This window comes from Sphingobacterium sp. NPDC055346 (assembly GCF_053645235.1).
In genome coordinates this window covers 640,457-659,479 of the sequence record NZ_JBSHMI010000001.1, presented here as the reverse complement: position 1 = coordinate 659,479, position 19,023 = coordinate 640,457, and the positions used below count along the sequence as shown (strand labels likewise).

Genomic DNA, 19,023 nt, shown 5'->3' with positions numbered 1-19,023 from the left:
CGACTTAATTATCAGCTATGGGTAAGGATAAACTAAGAAAATTCGCTGAAGTATCCACTTTTAAGAATGTGGTACAGCTGGATGCAGGAAAAGAATATAAGGGTAAATGGGCAAAGGATTTCTTCCAGAATGAGAAGCCTTTGATCTTGGAGTTGGCGTGCGGTAAGGGTGAATACACCGTAAACCTTGCGAAATTGTTTCCTGAAAAGAATTTTATTGGTATTGACTATAAAGGGAACAGGATCTGGCGTGGTGCTAAGACTGCCCTAGAAGAAGGCATTGATAATGTTGGTTTTCTGAGGATTCAGATTGAGACCATATTGGAACATTTTGAAAAGGGAGAGATCTCGGAGATCTGGATTACCTTCCCTGACCCGCAACCTCAGGATAGCCGTGAAAAGAAGCGCTTGACAAATCCGGTATTTTTGGAAAGATATAAAGAGATCCTGGTGCCAGAGGGTATCATGCACCTTAAAACGGATAACGATGGCTTCTTTGCTTATACATTGGAACAAATCGACCTACAGGGCTTGCCAAAACTGAAGGAAACCAAGGACCTCTATCATTCAGATTTAGTGGATGAGGTGCTGTCCATCAAGACCTACTATGAGAAAAAGTATTTGGCGGAAGATAAAAACATCAATTACGTGCAATGGAAATTCGCAAAATCATAGCGAATTAAGAATGATTTCGTAAATTCATTTATTATGAAAAGAATTTACCTAATCTGCCTTTTATTAAGTTATCAGTTTGCATCAGCACAAGATAATCTGAAAACCGACTTCCAGCGTATTTATGAAGATATCAATACCAATTCGGAAGCCTATGAACGTTTAAAATACAGTACCGAAAACCTAGGACATCGCTTAACGGGTTCTGAACAGGGCAAGAAAGCCGAAGAGCATGTGTTCAACCTCCTGAAGTCCTATGGTTATGAGGTCCAATACCAACCGTTTTCCGCGCAGAGCTGGGCTCGTGAATCGTTGCACCTCAAGCTCAACAACAGCGAGGTGCCGACCGTTTCTTTGGCGCATTCTCCTGTCAAGGTCGATATCACCGCGGATTTAGTCGATCTAGGCAATGGGCTGGAGGCCGACTATCAAAAGGTTGGCGATCAAGTCAAAGGGAAAATTGCCTTGGTCTACCTGCACATTCTCCCTAATTCTGGAGAGAACCTAAAAAACCTACACCGTTCCGAAAAGACAGCCTTAGCTGAGAAATATGGTGCTAAAGGGATTGTATTTATCAACAGTGTCAAGGGCAATGTGCTGCTGACTGGTACAGCTTCCATTACCGGGAAATTGATCGATATCCCAGCGATCTGTATCGGTTTGGAGGATGGTATGAAATGGAAAGAGACCTTAGCCAAAGAAAAGGTAAAGGCCGAAATCAATATGCGCAATAAGGCGGAGGAAGCAACGGCCAGGAATATTATTGTTTCCATTAAAGGTTCTGAGCTGCCCGAAGAAAAGATCGTTATTGGGGGCCACCTAGACAGTTGGGACCTAGCGACCGGAGCTATTGACAATGGTTTGGGATCCTATGCGATTATTGATATGGCAAGAACTTTCAAAAAGCTGAACCTAAAACCAAAGCGTTCCATTGATTTCGTCCTCTTTATGGGCGAGGAACAAGGTTTGTTAGGTTCAAAAGCCTATGTAGCTGAAGCCATCAAGAATGGGACCTTGGGTCAGATCAAATATATGTTGAACTTTGATATGACCAATGCGCCTACAGGATTCTCGACAAGTAGAGATGAAATGATGCCTTTATTGGACTCCTTTGGCGGAGTATATGCCGAAGTGGATACCGATTTTAAGAATAAAAATGCCTCAGGGGCAGGATTGCACAGCGATCACCAGCCATTTATGATGCAAGGGATCCCTACAGGATCTGCAACAGGAGGCAAGTTGCCTAACAATGCCGGCTTATATTACCATTCTGACAATGACGTTTTCAGTCTAGTGGATAAAAAGGGATTGGAGCAGACCGTGAAAGTAGGTGCAGCCTACCTATATGCCTTGGCCAATGCCAAAGCAATCCCAGCACAACGTTTTTCGGATGATGAAATTGTGAAATTCTTGGAATCTAAAGGGTTGAAAGAGCCTCTAATGATCTCAGGAGAATGGCGTTGGGGGAAATAATTAGATTAATGAACCCCCTGCCTGGATAAAGGTGTTTTTCTTTTCCATGAAAGCACCTTTATCTATCGCTTTTGTTGCCTTGGAAATAATGCTGGTCTTGAAACCTTCCGAAATAGCATCCATTGCCGTAAAGAATACGCAGAAGTCTGCCGCTAATCCACATACATGCACTTCGTCGATCTTTCTTGCCTTCAAGTAACCTGCCAGTCCCGTGTCTATCCTTTTGCCGTTATCATAGAAACCGCTATAGCTATCAATTCTGGAGTCCATGCCTTTTCTAAAGATGGCCTCAATTCGGCTGCTCTCTAGATCTTCAGATATCTGTGCGCCATAGCTTTCCTGCACGCAATGATCTGGCCATAGGACTTGTTCAAGGCCATCCAGATCAATGACCTCAAACGGCAATTTGCCTTCGTGTTTGCTAGCAAAGCTCAGGTGGTCTTGGGGGTGCCAATCCTGCGTTGCAACCACTAAATCGTAATCTTTTTGGATACTGTTTATAATAGGGAGGATTTCATCGCCTTTAGCTACTTCCAATGATCCGCCCGGTAAAAAATCGTATTGAACATCTACAATAATCAGTGCCTTCATAGTTCTAATGTAATAAAAATTAATCGACCGACAACATATAACCAACTCCACGAATATTGCTGATCTTGATCCGTTCATCCTGAGCGAGGTATTTCCGGATGCGGCTGATGAACACATCCAAGCTACGGCCGGTGAAATACGTGTCATTGCTCCAATAGGTACGGATAATTTCGTCTCGCGGGACAACCTTATCCTTGTTTTCGATCAATCTCTTCAACAGTTCAGATTCCCTATAGGAGAGCTTTTCGGTGGAATCCCCAATGCTGAGGGTGTTTTTTGCACTATCGAGGGTGTAATTTCCGAGGATCAATTTGCTAGGGGACATGCTTTGTCCCACCTTTTTGAGCGCAGCCTCGATCCGGACAATCAGTTCCTCGATTTTAAAAGGTTTCCGGATATAGTCGTTAGCTCCTAATTTAAAGCCCTTGACCACATCTTCCGTCTGCGTCATCGCAGTCAGGAAAATAATGGGTGTGAGGAGGTCGGTCTTCCTGATCTCCTTTGCCGTCGTGAATCCATCCATGATAGGCATCATCACATCCAATACAATAATATCCGGTTTGTACTTGTTATGGAATACAATAGCCTGCTGTCCATTCAGCACATGCCGAACTTCAAAACCATGTTCCTCCAAACTGTCAGAAACAATCATGGCCAGGCTTTCCTCGTCTTCTACATATAAGATGTTTGTCATTTCCCTAAATTGAATTGGCTCATCAAATTACATCCGTTTCCTTCAATCGAATTAGGACTGCTTTGGTAAATCTATAACAAAAGTACTGCCAACTGCCTCTTCGCTGCTCAAATCGATAGTCCCTTGATGTTGCTGTACGATTTGCTTTACATAGGCAAGGCCTAGTCCGAAGCCTTTCACATTGTGAATGTTGCCGGATGGCACGCGGAAGAACAGATCGAACACCCCTTTTTGATAGGCCTTAGGAATTCCTATGCCATTATCTTGTATGGAAAGTGTGTATCTGTCACCGTTTTCAGAAAGGGCGATATTTATTTTTACCTGATCTCCAGCATACTTGATGGCATTGTCGAGCAGGTTGTTGATGACATTTTTAATATGGGCTTGATCCGCAAGGATTTGGAAGGAGTCCCCGGTAATCGTTTTTTGGATATCTACTTCCTTTTTGGCAAACAGTTTAGCGTTCTCCATCGATTCATCGATCAAGTTGTCGAGATCAAACCAAGTCTTTTCGAGCAAGACGCCGTTAGTTTCAGCGACATCCACCTGCAGCACCCTTTCTATCATGTCAGAGAGATGCTCCAGTTCCTGACGGGAAATCGATAGGTACCTATTCATCCGTTCCTTGTCATCCTTTGCGCCATAACGCTGTATAGACTCTATGGCAGCCATTACCGTTGAGACAGGTGTCTTTAGCTCATGGGTCATGTTGTTCACAAAGGCCTTCCGCATCTTGGCCAATTGGTTCTGTTTGCGGATGGTCACCAACAGGGTCCAGAATGTTCCGATCAACGCAATGATCAAAATTAATGAGAAGAAAAGCTGCCAACCGATCTGCTTTAATAGGTAAACAGTAGGATTGATGTAATCCACTTCGAGATAAAGGTTTTCGCTTTGGTCGATTACAATGGGCCTAGATTTACTTTCCTTATAGCGTTGGTGGTAAAATTCCTTATTGCGCTCCTCTTCATTGGGCAGATTTGATATCTGCAATATAAAAGGCGAGTACATGTCCCTTTCCCTTAATGATTTTTCCAGGCGAATCTGCAAGGAGTCAATGGTAGCCTCGTTCCAATTGATGGTACGCACGACATAGGATGAAATAAAATGCCGGCTCATCTTGCTCTTGGAATTGCCTGTGGAGTCACTTACGTTTTGTCGATCGTTCTTGCGGTTGAAATTCTGGTTCTCGAAGATGCTTTTTATGGTATCTACATTTATTTGCGGATATTTTTCCTTAAAAGCAATGGATAGCCTATCAATTCTGTCCTTACGTTGATTTTGGTTTTCCTTCTGGATTTGCTCCTCGTTTTCGCTGTAAAAGTCCTGAACCACATCAAATAGCTCATGTTCGGTCATTCCCAAAAAGAACTGTTTATGGCCGAAATAACTTCCAAATAACCAAAAACCCAGCACAACGATAATCCCAGCGATTGTGAGAACAATGGAAGCGAGCAATATTTTATACTTTTTTAACATAATTAAAACAAATTTAAATTAGTAGATTTGCTCCGCATAAATATTGGTGGCCTTTTAACAAATTATAACACTGATTAACAAAGTGCTACTTAAATTGTCGCATTTCTGCTTAATAATACGTTATTTGCTCAATAGATTTATGCTGCTTACAAAAGATTTTTCATGGAAGAAGTCAATTTAGTCCATTAATCATGTTTTTGGATGTGTATTTTAACATTTAATAACATGGGATAAACTTCTGCAATCCATACTTTTGCTAGACTAATGATTTTATGATTAAACAATTACGAATTATTCTTTTTGCTACTCTTGGTTTAAGTGCACTCTTTACAGTAAGTTGTGATAAGGATATGTCAATCTCGTTGGATAACGACAATCTTGATAACCTAAACGTAACCTCAGATGATACGCTGAGTGCTACCGTTTCAACAGTGCAGATGCCAAATATCCCTACCTCAGGTAGCGGAGTGGTCTTGGTAGGTAAAGTTTCTCAACCAACCACTGGTAGTTTGAAGTCTACTTCATATTTCCGACTAAACCCTACAGGTATAACCAGTGATATCCCAACAAATGCCAAATTTGACTCCTTAAACTTAGTGTTGGTACCAAGTTATTGGAGGATTGCATATGGTGATACCACGAAACTTCAGACCATTTCTGCACACCGATTGACCCAATCTTTAGAAACAAAAACTATAGATAATTCATTCAATGGGCAGCCAAATCCATTTTATATCACTGGACCGGCTATTTTTGGCCATCAAAAGTTCAGCTATTCAGCAAATGAATTGGGTTCTGTAAAGTTCTTACCTAAGAAGTCTAAGAAGGATACGGTTTCCATGCGCTTGAATGATGCGTTGGGTACGGAGTTCTTCAACAAGATCAAAGCTTCTGATATCGCATTCAATTCAGCTTCCAATTTCCAAGAATACTTTAAAGGCTTGAGTTTGGTTTCTGCGGAAACGAATACAGCGATTATCGGTTTCTCTGACACCCTACAGGTTAAGGTTAACTATTCCTACCTAGGGTCGGATGGTTTCAAGAAGACCGGATCAAAGGTGTTGAACATGACCGAAAAGGCTTTCCAGTACAATCAATTTGACAAGGATGTACAGGGGACAGTATTTGAAGGATTGAGTTCAACCAAAGCCCTTGAAAGCAAGAATACGGCTGGAATCACCTATTTACAAGGTGGAACAGGTGTTGTTACTGAAATCAAGTTTCCTGCATTAAAGGAATTCTTGGCCCAACAGGGACTGGCTGTCAATAAAGCAGAACTGATTATTGAATTGGAAACCTTGCATACCGGTTATATGCCAGCTATTCCAAACCCAATATTAATGATTTCTGATAATAGGATTCCGCTTTCTTATGTGCATCAGCCATTTGGAAGGGACCCTCAATTTGCGCAATACATTAAATCAGATAATTTAGGAAAAAAAGGTAGGTATACTTTTAATATGATTGAGTATATTAAAAATACCACGGATGCAGAATGGGGTAATAAATCTTTATTCTTATCCATGTTCCCGACCGCAGGTCTAGGTTTTACACCTTATACCAGCGTTTTGGCGACACAAAACAATGAACCGAAAGTTAAATTAAATATCGTATATACAAAATTTAAATAGTCTATGAATAAGAGAAATTGGCTTGTACTACTTTTGATAGGAGCCTTCGCAATTACTACATTTAACTCATGTAAAAAAGAGGAATCAACAGATACAGATACTGGTCCAACTGAATGGGAAACATCTATCGTTCTTACAGGTAAACCAAGAAATGGTGCTGCAACATTTACAATTAATGACGTAGCTTATTTAGTGGGTGGACAAATGAAAAATAATGAGTTATTAAGTGACTCTTATTCATTCGACGGTACTTCTTGGACTAAAAAAGCAGAATTCACTGGCCCTAAAAGACATAGTGGAGTTGGCTTTGCAGTTGCAGGGAAAGGATATGTAGGATTAGGTTTTGGAAATGACGGTGTTACTTCCGGACCTCTAAAAGATTTTTATCAGTATGACCCTGCAACTAATGCATGGAAAAAAATTGCTGATTTCCCAGGTGATGCTCGTCATTCTGCAGTTGCATTTACTTTAGGTAATGCCGCATACGTAGGATTAGGTGGTAATAATGCTACCGATGAGACTTTCTCAGATTTCTATAAATATGATCCAGCTACAGACAAATGGACTGAAATTGCTACTTCATTCAGCAACAAGAAAATGGGTGCTTATGCATTCGTGATCAATAATGTAGCTTATGTAGGTGGAGGTATTTCCAATGGTGTTCCAACAAATGATTTCTATTCATTTGATGGTACTAAATGGGAAAAGAAAAAATCCCTTACTGAAGATAACAAAGATGCAAGACGCGTTAATGCAAGTGCATTTACTATTGGCAGCAATGGTTATGTAGTTTCGGGACGCTCTCAAACTGGTGTTGTAAGTACAGTATGGAAATATAACCCAGCTGAAAACGCGTGGTCTGATGGTAGCGAATCTATCCCTTCAGCTCGTGAAAAATCAGTTGCTTTCGCAATCAAAGGAAAAGGTTACATCAGTACTGGTAATTCTGGAACTGGCTCTTTCTTCGATGACACTTACGTGTTCACTCCAGTTAGATAATATTTTTATATAACGATAGAAAAGGGATGGCCTATAGGTCATCCCTTTTTTATTAAACTTAGCTTTTCACTCCCCATTGTTAACCAAGAAATGACCTATTTTCAGGGGTTCTTTTTTTGAGGGGTACATACTGGATAAAGTTTGGTCTCATTCGAGACACATTCCGAATTTTCCGAATATGTCTCGAATGAGACCAAAGCAATCCCCGAAGCCACAGCTCCATTTTTTTTGGATAATATGGGGTTCAAAACCTCCAGTAATGTCCGATTGAGTTGGCTATGGATAAAAGAAAAGTGGCAACCTTTATCGGGTTACCACTTCTCTTAAATCTTGAATGATCTAGTATTTTTTAGATAAGTCCTTTAGCAGATAAAAGTTCTGCAACTTGAACCGCATTGGTTGCTGCACCTTTACGAAGGTTGTCGGCAACTACCCATAGGTTCAATGTTTTCTCTTGGGTCTCATCTCTACGGATTCGGCCAACGAATACTTCGTCCTTACCGTGTGCATCTTTAGGCATTGGGTATTCTAGGTTGGCAGGATTATCTACCACCACTACACCTTCTTGCGCTTCAAGGGCTGCACGTACATCCGCCAAGTCGAATTCGTTTTCAAACTCGATGTTTACCGATTCAGAGTGACCACCGATTACAGGGATACGTACGGTTGTAGCCGTAACCTTGATGGAATCGTCGCCCATGATCTTGTTGGTTTCTTGGATCATCTTCATTTCCTCTTTCGTGTATCCATTGTCCTGGAATACATCGATATGAGGAATTACGTTCAGGTCGATCTGGTAAGGATAAGCTTTTTCGCCTTCCACGCCATTACGCTCGTTCATCAATTGATCAACAGCTTTTACGCCCGTACCGGTTACGGATTGGTAAGTAGATACGACAACACGTTTGATTTTATATTTTTCATGCAAAGGCTTCATCACGACAACCATTTGAATGGTTGAACAGTTTGGGTTTGCAATGATTTTGTCTTCAGCAGTCAATACATCGCCATTTACTTCAGGCACGATCAATTTCTTGCTCGGGTCCATACGCCAAGCGGATGAATTGTCGATAACGGTAATTCCAGCTTCCGCGAATAGGGGAGCATATTCCGTAGAAGTGCTGCCGCCAGCAGAGAAAAGGGCTACATCAGGTTTAAGAGCAATAGCTTCAGATGCAGTCACGACCTTATACTTCTTTCCCTTGAATTCGATTTCCTTACCCTTACTTCTTTCAGAAGCAACAGGAATCAATTCTGTAACCGGGAAATTACGTTCCGCTAACACTGTCAACATTTCTGACCCGACTAGACCAGTCGCGCCTACTACTGCAACTTTCATAAATAATATTTGCTTTAAATTTTAATTATTATTGATTTTCTTAAGGTAACAAACATACTAAATAAACCTGAACATTTTTGGAATATTTTCGCTTTTAATAATTGATTATCACTATGATGGAATAAAGTTCAACAAGATTTGTCTTTTGATGTAAAACGTTCAGGCAAATTGGGTTTTCGTTGACAATGTTTCATTGAAAAATTGGTTTTACAGAGCGTAAACGGCCGAATGCTTTTTGAATGTAAAAAATTAAATCATACGTTTGCGCAAAATGCTGGGAAACATCATATTCAGGCATTTAATTGGTAATTTCGCCATATTATTTTAGAAGTTCTTGAAATAACTAAATTTATAAAACTATCATTTCTATAATGAAAGAAGTCATATTGATGATCGGAGCCAATGGTCAGATTGGTTCAGAGTTAGCTGCAGCATTGCGAATCAAGTTCGGAAACGAAAATGTTATCACCTCAGATATACGCGAACCCAAAGAGATTGCCGAAGGTGAGATCTTTGAAACATTGAATGTATTGGACAAAGAAGCGATCAAAGCTTTGATCCTAAAATATAAACCTACCCAGATCTATTTATTGGCAGCGATGCTATCGGCTACTGGGGAGCAATACCCACAGAAAGCTTGGGACCTGAACATGAACGGTCTCTTGAATGTATTGGATCTAGCGGTGGAGTTGGGGATCAAGAAGATCTTCTGGCCTAGCTCGATTGCCGTATTTGGCCCACATTCACCAAAAGAGAACACGCCTCAATATTGTGTGATGGATCCAAATAGCATTTATGGAATCAGTAAATTGGCTGGAGAGCGTTTATGTGAATATTATCATAACAAATATGGTTTGGATATCCGCAGTGTTCGTTATCCGGGCATTATCTCTTGGCGAACCGAACCAGGAGGAGGTACCACGGACTATGCAGTCCATATCTTTTTTGAGGCAATCCGCCAAGGGAAATACACTTCCTTCCTGAATGCAGGAACTGAGTTACCGATGTTGTACATGGATGATGCGGTTCGAGGGACCATTGAGTTAATGGACGCACCATCAGTGGGTTTGACGATCCGTTCCAGCTACAATCTTGCGGGGGTTAGTTTTACTCCGACAGAAATTGCTGAAGAAATTAAAAAAATTCTCCCTAATTTTGAAATCTCCTATTCAGACAATGATCCGCGTCAAGCAATTGCTGATTCATGGCCAAAGAGCATCAATGATGATCAAGCAAGAGCAGATTGGGGCTGGAAGCCGACATTTGATCTGGCAGGGATGGCACAAGACATGCTGGAGAATCTTAAAACAAAACTAAAATAAAATGGGTAGAGCTTTCGAATTTAGAAAAGAAAGAAAATTTAAACGCTGGGCCAAAATGGCCGTTCAATTTACGCGTCTTGGAAAAGAAATTGCAATCGCAGTAAAAGAAGGCGGTCCTCACCCGGAGAACAATTCCCGCTTACGTACCGCAATCCAAAATGCTAAGGCAGTGAACATGCCGAAGGATCGTGTGGAAGCGGCTATTAAAAGAGCCTCTGAGAAGGATTCAAAAGGTTACGAAGAATTTGTATACGAAGGATACGGTCCTCATGGAGTTCCTGTATTGATCGAAACCGCTACTGATAATACCAACAGAACAGTAGCAAATGTTAGAAGTTATTTTACCAAAGCTGGTGGATCCCTAGGTAAAACCGGATCCCTGGATTTTATCTTTCAAAGGAAATCTGTATTCCGCTTTCCGGCTACCGATGAGCTCGATGTGGAAGAACTTGAGTTGGAATTAATCGACGGAGGTCTGGAAGAATTATATGTGGAGGCTGATGAGGAAGGAAACGATATTATCGTGGTACAAACTTCCTTTGAGGACTTTGGAAACATGCAACGCCTTTTAGAAGAAAAAGGGATTGAAGTTTCTTCCGCAAAAACAGAACGTATAGCTTTATCGCATACGACCCTGTCTGAAGAGCAAGCTGCTGACGTCCTAAAATTGATCGATAAGATCGAAGAAGATGATGACGTACAAGCGGTATATCACAACATGGACTAATCCAGATCAGGATATTAAAACATAAAAGAGGGCTCGCCCTCTTTTTCTGTTTTAATACGGGGGGATTTGAAGAAAGTTCAGTTCCTGTGCGTTTTTTGGTCTAAATGTATACATTTGTATATGCTTTCGTTCACCGAGTTTTTCACGAAAAAGAAAATTGACATCAATGCTTTGCAAAAAGCGAAGCCTGAACTTTATCAAGAATTTGATAGAGATTATGCTTTGATGGGTGAAAAGAGTTTTGATCACAGCAAGAAGTTCTGGTTCAATAGGCTAAGGAAAGATTACCTCTTGAAGGAGATCGAAATCTCGGAACCGAAGAAAGCCGAAATCAAAGCAGAAGCATCTTCTACAGCTGCACCTAGCAGCACTGCGCCAGCCGCTGCCAAACCAGCAGGATTCCGTCCTAAATTTAAAGCTGCTGTCAAACCTGTTGAAGAGAAGTCAACGGAAGAAACAGAGACCAATCCAGCTGCCAAAGCGCCGACAGGCTTTAAGCCTCGTTTTAAGGCCGCTGCTCCTCCCGAAAAACAGGATGGCCTAAGCGGTAGCAGTGGCGGGGATAAGCCAACTGAAGCGATTAAAGAGGCTGAGGAGACCGTAGCCAAGCCAAAAGGCTTTACGCCAAGGTTTAAAGCAACTAACCTACCTAAAAAGGTCGAAGAAGAAAAGCCGGAAGAAGCCCAAGCGGAGACATCGGCAGAAAATGCTGTAGAAAACAAGGAGGCTGTTGCTCCTGCGAAACCAAAAGGCTTTACGCCAAGATTTAAAGCAGTGAACCTACTTAAAAAAGTAGAAGAAGAAAAGCCGGAAGAAGCCCAAGCGGAAACATCGGTAGAAAATGCTGAGGAGAACAAGGAGGCTGTAGTTCCTGCGAAACCAAAAGGCTTTACGCCAAGGTTTAAGGCGGCGAACCTGCCTAAAAAGCTGGAGGAGAAAGAGGGCTCCTCTTCGGATTCCGAACCTAAAAATAAGCTACAGGAAGATCAACCTGCAACAGATGTTACAGAAGATCAACCTGCAGAAGAAAATACATCTAAGCCTACTGGCTTTAAACCAAGGTTTAAGGCTGGTGTTACCAAAACGACAACTAACCAGGAGGACAAGGATCCCCATCCTGAGCAATCAAGTGCTCCAACTGAAGAACCATCTACCCAAACAACAAAACCAGTAGGTTTCAAGCCGCGTTTTGTGGCTAGGAAATCATCAGATCAAAAAGATAAGGAGGATTAGAAAGAATATGGATAATCCCATTTATTTTATATTTTTAATTTCAAAAGCGCGTATAAATTATGTTAAAAGAAGAAAGGCAAGCCTATATAATACACCAAATCAACATACATAATAAAGTTTTATCCTCAGATCTGAGCGTTCAGCTGAATGTTTCGGAAGATACCATTCGTCGTGATTTGAACGAGTTGGCGGAGAGTGGTAAAGTTTTGAAAGTCTATGGAGGTGCATTATCTAAGTCTTTTCAATATCCCTTCCAAGAGGGGAATGTATATGCCAAAGAAGCTAAAAAAGAGATTGCTTCCAAGGCTATATCGTTGATTCAAAGTGGAATGACCATCTTGGTCGGAGGGGGAACCAGTATGATTGAATTGGCACGTTTGGTTCCAAAAGATGTTCAGTGTACCTTTTTCACGATCAGTCCTTTAGTCGCATTGGAGTTGGCGGAGAAGGAGAACCTAGAGGTCTTCCTTTTGGGAGGAAAGCTTTCCAGGAACACGAATGTTGTGTCAGGGTCGCAGGTAATCAATGAGTTATCAGATATCAAGGTCGATCTATGTCTGTTGGGGACGAACAGTCTTTCTGTAGAAGAGGGGGTAACCGATTCCGATTGGGAAGTTGTTCAGATCAAGAAAGCGATGATCAAATGTTCGCAGAAATTAGGGGTACTGAGTATTGTCGAGAAATTGAATTCCAACCAAAAGCTTAGGGTTTGCCCATTAAAAGATATTACTTATCTCATTACGGACTTAAATCCTAAACATCCAAGTCTAGAAGAATTCAGTAAACAGATAACCATTATTTAATTTGGTTTTTTTCCAAAGGTCTTTACACGAATGGCTCTCTCAACGAGCCATTTGTTGCTTTCGATAAAGAGGTTGTGCCAAAGCAGGTTATAGTTTATCCTGCGGTTGAATAGCGTTCTCTTTGCGTGTTTCAGTAGCTTAAAGACACTGTATCCCGCCAGACCGTTAAATGGTTTGGCATAGTAGGAAGCATGGTGTTTCTTCCATTCTTCAACAGCCTTTTTATTGACATATTCCACATACTCTTCATTTGCCAACTTGGCAGAGAGCGGCTTAACAAAGTCTGCGGACAATTTTTCGTCCTTCAATTCCACCAGATGCTTTTTCTTTTCTACAATATGGAGGAAGTGCTTGCTCAGCTTCTTGTTTTCGAATTCCAGTTCCAGTACGCCGCCTACGTTCCATTGCGGGTGATTTGCAGGATATTCAAAATAAAAGTTACCAAGGCTATAGGCGATCAATTTACCGTTATATTCTTCTATGCCCTGAACGACATGGGGATGGTGTGCGATGATGACATCAACACCTAAATCAATCAATTCCTTATAGCGTTCCTTCCATTCCGGAATAGGCACATCCAATAGTTCCACCCCAGCATGGATTTGTACGATCAGGATATCCACCTGTTTTCGGTATTGTTGGATATCGGCGTTTACCCGTTTGGCATTGACCCAAGCATGACCGACCAACCGGTCGCCATTCAATGCGCCATACCCATTTTCTCCATAAGCCAAGAAGCCATACTTTATGTCATCAAAAGTCCAGGTTTTTAAGCCATAAGCCTCTTCTTCAGAACCCACACCTAAGATTTCCTGACGGGGAAATAGATCAATCGTTTTGAGCAGGGCCTCTTCGCCAAAATCATAGATATGGTTGTTAGCTAATGAAAAGCAATTGAAACCGAGTGCTTGCAGCCAGGTTGGAGCGTTTTTGTTTTGGGCGACCAGGGGACCTGTTTTATGGATCGGCTGTCCAACGCCTTGGATAGGGGCTTCAAAATTGCATGATTTTAGGTCAGCAGATTTAAATAATTCCTTAAGGCTAGGAGAGAATTGTGGTGCTTTTTCACAGACAATATCTCCAACAAAGACAAACTTATGCTTGGATGTTGCTTGCATTTCTTTTTCTCAATAAAGTTTCAATCGGTTTGATTGTAATATAAGCAAAATAAGCTTCCAATAAATCGTTTTTAGCACCTAATAATTTCAAAACGCCCTTAACCTTAGGGGTATGCATCAAAGTTTGGAAGATTTTTTCCTTTCTACCGATATGCATGACCTTTTGGTTGATCCAGCTTAAATATTCAGGGTTCAGCCATTCCTTCAATAGATTTATATCTAAAGGGGTTAAGGTTTCGTTCAGCAGAGCGTAATAATTGAGTGAATTCTGATAGGTATATCTATGTTTTTCCTCTTCGAACAGGAGGTTGTTTTTTCTAAAGAAATCCCTTTGCCAAGCACGATTTTCCCTTCTTTCCTGGGGAAGGTTCAGCATGGAAATGGCAATGTCCTCATCGACGAAAGGAGAATAGCCTGGATAGCCCATTTTGGCCGGCACAGATATTAAATATTGCAACATCATCATCTTGGTCCGCATGGCGGTGATGATACGGTATTCAGGGGAATCTAAATATTCTTTCTGTCGATCATAAATAGGCTCGACAATTCCACTATAGTCAATATTCATGGCTAACTTGGAATCAGCGCTCATGCCATGGGTATACCCAAGTGTACGGTAAGAGGCAGCGCTATCTATCATGGGAACTTTGACGGCTCCTGCCCAGGCATCACCGATAATTCCGCTTAGAAGCTGCATTGTATTGCCTGCCTCCAATTGTTTGATCTTGTCATAGAATTCCATATGGTAAGTGCCAGAGGCAGCAACGGCAGGACCAAATTGATCATACCATTGATCCATATAGACATTGAACTTGCCTAGGGGAATCCTAATCCATTTTGTGTGCAATCTTTTGGAAAGCAGACCGGCATAAACGGCCTCGCGTGATTCGTCCTGATTTAAGGAGGTGCCATAGGTATAGGCATGGATCCTGTTCCTGTCCTTCAACAGGACATTCATCAGCCTTGAATCAAATCCACCACTGGTCGGAATCAAGATATCCTCCTTAAATCCATCCGCCCAATTATTTAATGCGGAGCTTAGTTTATGTAAGACATCATCCTCATGGGATTTCTTGCCAAGTAGCTTTAAGGTGTCATCATTAGTCTCTTTTATGGAGAGATTCCCGTTTTCAAGAATTAAAACCTGGTTGGGCAATAAGTATCGTACGTCTTTGACTGGGGTATGTCCAAATACGCTATAGCCAAAATCTAGATAAGCTGCTAAGCCTTCTGGGTCAATTTCCAGATTGGCATAATCAATGACCTCATTGATGTCCTGACTGTGTTTTCCGGTCTTAAGATTATAGAATACAGTTTGATAACCTACCCAATTTCCTTTTGCAACTTCCATTAAGATTTTTTCGCTAATTTCTTCTTTAACATGCCCAAGATTTCCAACCAGATGTCATTTTTGATCAGATGATTGGCTCCAACATAAATAACTACGAATATAAGGCTTTGTACTATGATGAGTAGCAAGTAATTCGGTATTAGGTTAAAAAAGAGCGGTAAATAAGCCACTCCAGCCGCTATGATGGAAATCAGGGTCGTCGGCAAAAGGTCTTTGACCTGCATGAACAGGTTGTAGCCATAAACCCTACCGCTCATGACTGCTGCAATAATATAGCAAATGATCCTGACGGCAACGAGTCCAAGAGCAATCATGACCAAACCATGTCTGTAGGTGAAAAACAGGGTAATGATGGCCAAGGAAACCTTGGTGATTTCCAAGATCAGGAAAAGTTTAGAGCGCCCCTTGATATTCAGGAAGTTCGCATTCAGATCGGTCAATGAAGTGAAGATACTGGCGAAACATAATATCTGGAACAGCAGTATCGATGATACCCAGGTGTCCGTTAGGAAGAAAACAAAACCTGGTTTAGCCACTGCAATGGCCAGAAAACTGATTGGCATCAAAGCGAATGCAAGGCTAGTCAATGTTTTTCTGCTGGCATTCAAGTACCTTGGGAGGTCGTCTTGGATAGGGGTCAAGGTAGACAGAGTCGTTCCCTGCAAAATAGCGGTAATGGTCTGCCCTGCTGTTTCTCCCCATTTATTACCTTGGTAATAGTATCCTACTTGGGCAGGAGTATAAAATTTGCCGATAAAGGAGGCATAAAAAGGAGAGAGTACCTTGCCCAACATGTTTGAAACCATAAAGGAAAGGGAGAACGAAAGATGCTTTTTTAAGGATGCTCCACTGAATGCGAAATTTACTTTCCAATCACCCCACATCCATAGCATTACCGTCCTGAACAGGGTGTACAAAAGGGGTTGTAAAATCAATGCCCATACTCCATAGCCCAATAGGGCAACAATGATCACAATAATACCGGCAAAAAGGACGGCCAATACATTGATCCTGGTCGTTAAATGGAATTGAAACTTCTTGAGGATCTTTACGTATTGTACAATACTAAAGGATTGGATAATAATCTGCAGGAACAAGACCCTAGCATAAAGGGCAAGGCCTGGGATATTGTAGTATCTTTCGATATATGGGGATGCAAAATAGAGGATCAGGTAGATAATGGCACTTACGGAGAGGTTGAAGATGAACATGGAAGAATAGTCCAATTCATCCACTACCTTGGTCCTGACCAACGAAGTCGCCAATCCACTATCTACAAAGGTAGTCGCAATAATGGAAAATATCGCCAGGGCAGCGATCACAGCAAACTCATCGGGGCTTATGATCCTGGCCGTAATGATCGCGACGATGGTAACGATGGCCTGATTGCCGAATCGATCCAAGGTATTCCAGAATAGCCCATTGATGGTGATGTTTTTCGTGTTTTCGCTCATGTATTGGATTAATCAACAAATTTAGGAAAGATTCTTGTACAGCATAAGAAAAAAGCATTATACTTAATGCATTACGAGATTTACTCATATATTTGATTTAGAATAGATTGATTTTCCTTTTCACATGCTAGCACCAATCGCTTTATTTGTTTACAATAGACCTGTTCATACCCGTAAGACATTATCCGCTCTTGAGGCCAACAGTTTGGCGGAGCAATCCGATATATACATTTTTTCAGATGGGGCAAAAACGGCCCAAGATATCGAGGCTGTCAACCAAGTACGTTCCATCATCCGTGAACCTTGGAAGTTTAAGCATATCTATATCATCGAACGCTCCCAAAACAAGGGACTTGCCAACAGTATCATCGAAGGGGTAACCCAGGTGCTGCAGAAACATGGAAGGATCATCGTTCTGGAGGATGACCTGGAAACCTCCAGTTTTGCCCTTCAATACTTCAATGATGCGCTCAACCATTATCAAGACCAGGAAAAGGTGATGGAGATTTCGGGCTATATGTATCCAGTGGATAAGCCCAAGAAACTGCCACAATCTTTTTTCTTCCGAGTAGCCAATAGTTGGGGCTGGGCAACATGGGATAGGGCCTGGCAACATTTCAATCCCGATATTGAGGAATTGACCAAGGATTTTACCCGTAAACAAAGGAAAGCCTTTAGCGTGGATAACTCCGAGAATTTCTGGAAGCAGGTCAAACAATTCAAGGCCGGCAAAATCAATTCCTGGGCAATCCGTTGGTACCTGTCGGTTTTCAACAAAGGTGGGCTGGTCTTGTATCCCCGGTTTTCATTTGTCCAAAACACGGGAACAGACGGATCTGGAACCCATTCGGATGTTGATAAGGTCTATCGGGTGGAGCTTTCCAAAAAGCCTGTCCGCAAATTTCCGGTGATCATCGAAGAAGACCCTTTGGCATTCCAGGCCATCAAGCATTTCTATAAAAATCGCAAGGGAACCTTTTTTGAAAGGTTAGCGAAATTCATAGAAAAGAAGATGTTGGAGCGTAAGATGCGTAAGCTGTAAGTTTATTTCTCTTCTAAATTCTTAAAGAATAAAGTCCTTTTGGTTTTTGCTACCAAAGCGTATCCTTTGTCGAGCATCAATTGAAAGACCTCAGATTTATCCAAGTCAGCAATGGAGAGTTCTTCTTCAACTAGGACAAAGCTAGGTCTAAACTGTTGCCAATCATTGCTGTTCAAGACGATCAGGTCAAATCCTTCGGCATCAACAGAAAGGAAGTCGATCTTTTTCCCTTTAGGAAGGTGCTTTTGCAAAACCTCTTTTAGAGGTAGTGTTGGTACGGGGATAGTCTTTATCAGGTGGTATTTTGCATTCAGGCCATCTCTTTTTTCAGATATTTCTTGGGAAAATCCGTTCAATGCGGGTTCGTTGAAGCAATAATAGGTCAATTCTTGAGGGCTTTCGCTGATGCCAATATTGAGGTTGACATCTTTGGTCCTAAACCATCTGAACCATTTCATGGCCTCAGGGGAGGGCTCAATGTTAATTCCACGCCAGCCTTTTTTGTAGAAGTACATGGTGTTGGAGAATCTATAGGGATGATGGGCACCTACGTCTACATAAAATCCTTTGTAGTTTTTTCGTCCTTCATAAAAACCTCTAAGGACCATGTCCTCGCCTTCCTGTGAAAATGAACGTGCATGGAAAAATTTATGGATCGGGAAATAGTTTAAGATAGCTTTCTTGATTTTAGACATTGGGCCAAAGCAATTTACAATTGTTAGTATTTTGCAATCAATGTACAATTATTTTTTTTCAGGTAGGTAAGACGGGTAAAAAATTTAGGAGCATTTAACAGTTTTGTGGATGAATGTTGATTCCTTTTGGAGGGTTCTATGTTACTTTTGAGGCCCAAAAGTAACCAAAAGGCTTCGGCTCATTTAAGATGGCTTTTTCGCACGGTCATCCGCACATGAAAAGAATGCCTTGTTGTCGGGAATATCTTTCAAAAGATCCTCCCATCCAAAGGGATGATCTTTTGAAAGCATTCCAAGGCCAATCCCATCGCACGGGGCAACGGCATTCTTTCCATTTTTCCGCCATTGGAAATGAGCCGGAGGCTAAAGGGCTTCCTCTGGAAGTATGATTTTTGTATTGA

Annotated in this window: 17 protein-coding genes; 9 read left to right on the top strand and 8 right to left on the bottom strand. The window is 41.5% G+C overall.

The genetic code is table 11. The features are described 5' to 3' along the window. The first annotated feature begins 17 nt into the window (after positions 1–17). Both trmB and ACWICE_RS02795 read left to right on the top strand, forming a co-directional pair. Positions 18–674 (top strand): tRNA (guanosine(46)-N7)-methyltransferase TrmB, encoded by a 657-nt coding sequence (trmB, locus tag ACWICE_RS02800; protein WP_454290621.1) that lies wholly within the window; start codon positions 18–20, stop codon positions 672–674. Positions 675–707: 33 nt separating this feature from the next. Next, positions 708–2,144, top strand: coding sequence for a M28 family peptidase (locus tag ACWICE_RS02795; protein WP_185215807.1), 1,437 nt, complete (start codon positions 708–710; stop codon positions 2,142–2,144). On the opposite strand, the gene pncA is transcribed toward ACWICE_RS02795, so the two are convergent. Genes pncA through ACWICE_RS02780 form a run of 3 tightly spaced genes read right to left on the bottom strand, consistent with a single transcriptional unit; the run spans position 2,145 to position 4,908 of the window. Continuing rightward, positions 2,145–2,735, bottom strand: a complete 591-nt coding sequence (gene pncA, locus ACWICE_RS02790) for a bifunctional nicotinamidase/pyrazinamidase (protein ID WP_454297584.1) — start codon at positions 2,733–2,735, stop codon at positions 2,145–2,147. A 19-nt stretch (positions 2,736–2,754) separates the two neighbouring features. Next, on the bottom strand, positions 2,755–3,429 hold the full coding sequence (locus ACWICE_RS02785; protein ID WP_185215809.1) for a response regulator transcription factor: 675 nt from the start codon (positions 3,427–3,429) through the stop codon (positions 2,755–2,757). Positions 3,430–3,480: 51 nt separating this feature from the next. Then, the gene (locus tag ACWICE_RS02780; RefSeq protein ID WP_454297583.1) at positions 3,481–4,908 is read right to left on the bottom strand and encodes a sensor histidine kinase; all 1,428 of its coding nucleotides are present in this window, start codon (positions 4,906–4,908) and stop codon (positions 3,481–3,483) included. Positions 4,909–5,180: 272 nt separating this feature from the next. On the opposite strand from ACWICE_RS02780, the gene ACWICE_RS02775 reads away from it, so the two are divergent. Next, the gene (locus ACWICE_RS02775; protein ID WP_454297582.1) at positions 5,181–6,539 is read left to right on the top strand and encodes a DUF4270 family protein; all 1,359 of its coding nucleotides are present in this window, start codon (positions 5,181–5,183) and stop codon (positions 6,537–6,539) included. A 33-nt stretch (positions 6,540–6,572) separates the two neighbouring features. After that, entirely contained in the window at positions 6,573–7,538 is a 966-nt protein-coding gene (locus ACWICE_RS02770) for a Kelch repeat-containing protein (protein WP_254526618.1), read from the top strand. Positions 7,539–7,887: 349 nt separating this feature from the next. Here the strand turns inward: ACWICE_RS02770 and ACWICE_RS02765 are convergent, their stop codons facing one another. Continuing rightward, entirely contained in the window at positions 7,888–8,877 is a 990-nt protein-coding gene (locus tag ACWICE_RS02765; RefSeq protein WP_185212955.1) for an aspartate-semialdehyde dehydrogenase, read from the bottom strand. 371 nt (positions 8,878–9,248) lie between these two features. Between ACWICE_RS02765 and ACWICE_RS02760 the strand changes: the two genes are divergently transcribed. The 4 genes from ACWICE_RS02760 to ACWICE_RS02745 all read left to right on the top strand — a co-directional run bounded on the left by ACWICE_RS02760 (position 9,249) and on the right by ACWICE_RS02745 (position 12,962). Continuing rightward, complete coding sequence (locus ACWICE_RS02760; protein WP_454297581.1) at positions 9,249–10,199, top strand: NAD-dependent epimerase/dehydratase family protein; 951 nt, start codon at positions 9,249–9,251, stop codon at positions 10,197–10,199. Between the two features lies 1 nt (position 10,200). Next, a complete protein-coding gene (locus ACWICE_RS02755; protein WP_093101186.1) occupies positions 10,201–10,926 on the top strand; it encodes a YebC/PmpR family DNA-binding transcriptional regulator in 726 nt (241 codons plus the stop codon). A 120-nt stretch (positions 10,927–11,046) separates the two neighbouring features. Then, on the top strand, positions 11,047–12,159 hold the full coding sequence (locus ACWICE_RS02750; RefSeq protein ID WP_454297580.1) for a hypothetical protein: 1,113 nt from the start codon (positions 11,047–11,049) through the stop codon (positions 12,157–12,159). Positions 12,160–12,218: 59 nt separating this feature from the next. Continuing rightward, a complete protein-coding gene (locus ACWICE_RS02745) occupies positions 12,219–12,962 on the top strand; it encodes a DeoR/GlpR family DNA-binding transcription regulator (protein ID WP_185212958.1) in 744 nt (247 codons plus the stop codon). Here the strand turns inward: ACWICE_RS02745 and ACWICE_RS02740 are convergent. Genes ACWICE_RS02740 through ACWICE_RS02730 form a run of 3 tightly spaced genes read right to left on the bottom strand, consistent with a single transcriptional unit; the run spans position 12,959 to position 16,885 of the window. Then, the gene (locus ACWICE_RS02740) at positions 12,959–14,080 is read right to left on the bottom strand and encodes a CapA family protein (protein ID WP_254526616.1); all 1,122 of its coding nucleotides are present in this window, start codon (positions 14,078–14,080) and stop codon (positions 12,959–12,961) included. The two genes, ACWICE_RS02745 and ACWICE_RS02740, sit on opposite strands and share 4 nt — an antisense overlap. Then, positions 14,058–15,431, bottom strand: a complete 1,374-nt coding sequence (locus ACWICE_RS02735; protein WP_454297579.1) for a hypothetical protein — start codon at positions 15,429–15,431, stop codon at positions 14,058–14,060. Before ACWICE_RS02735 ends, ACWICE_RS02740 begins: the two co-directional genes overlap by 23 nt. Then, positions 15,431–16,885 (bottom strand): lipopolysaccharide biosynthesis protein, encoded by a 1,455-nt coding sequence (locus tag ACWICE_RS02730; RefSeq protein ID WP_254526614.1) that lies wholly within the window; start codon positions 16,883–16,885, stop codon positions 15,431–15,433. The genes ACWICE_RS02735 and ACWICE_RS02730 overlap by 1 nt, the downstream gene beginning before the upstream one ends. Positions 16,886–17,009: 124 nt before the next feature. Between ACWICE_RS02730 and ACWICE_RS02725 the strand changes: the two genes are divergently transcribed. Further along, positions 17,010–17,927 (top strand): sugar transferase, encoded by a 918-nt coding sequence (locus tag ACWICE_RS02725; protein WP_454297578.1) that lies wholly within the window; start codon positions 17,010–17,012, stop codon positions 17,925–17,927. A gap of 2 nt (positions 17,928–17,929) precedes the next feature. Here ACWICE_RS02725 and ACWICE_RS02720 read toward each other — a convergent pair whose 3' ends face one another. Next, entirely contained in the window at positions 17,930–18,622 is a 693-nt protein-coding gene (locus ACWICE_RS02720) for an FkbM family methyltransferase (protein ID WP_214649507.1), read from the bottom strand. Positions 18,623–19,023 lie beyond the last annotated feature (401 nt).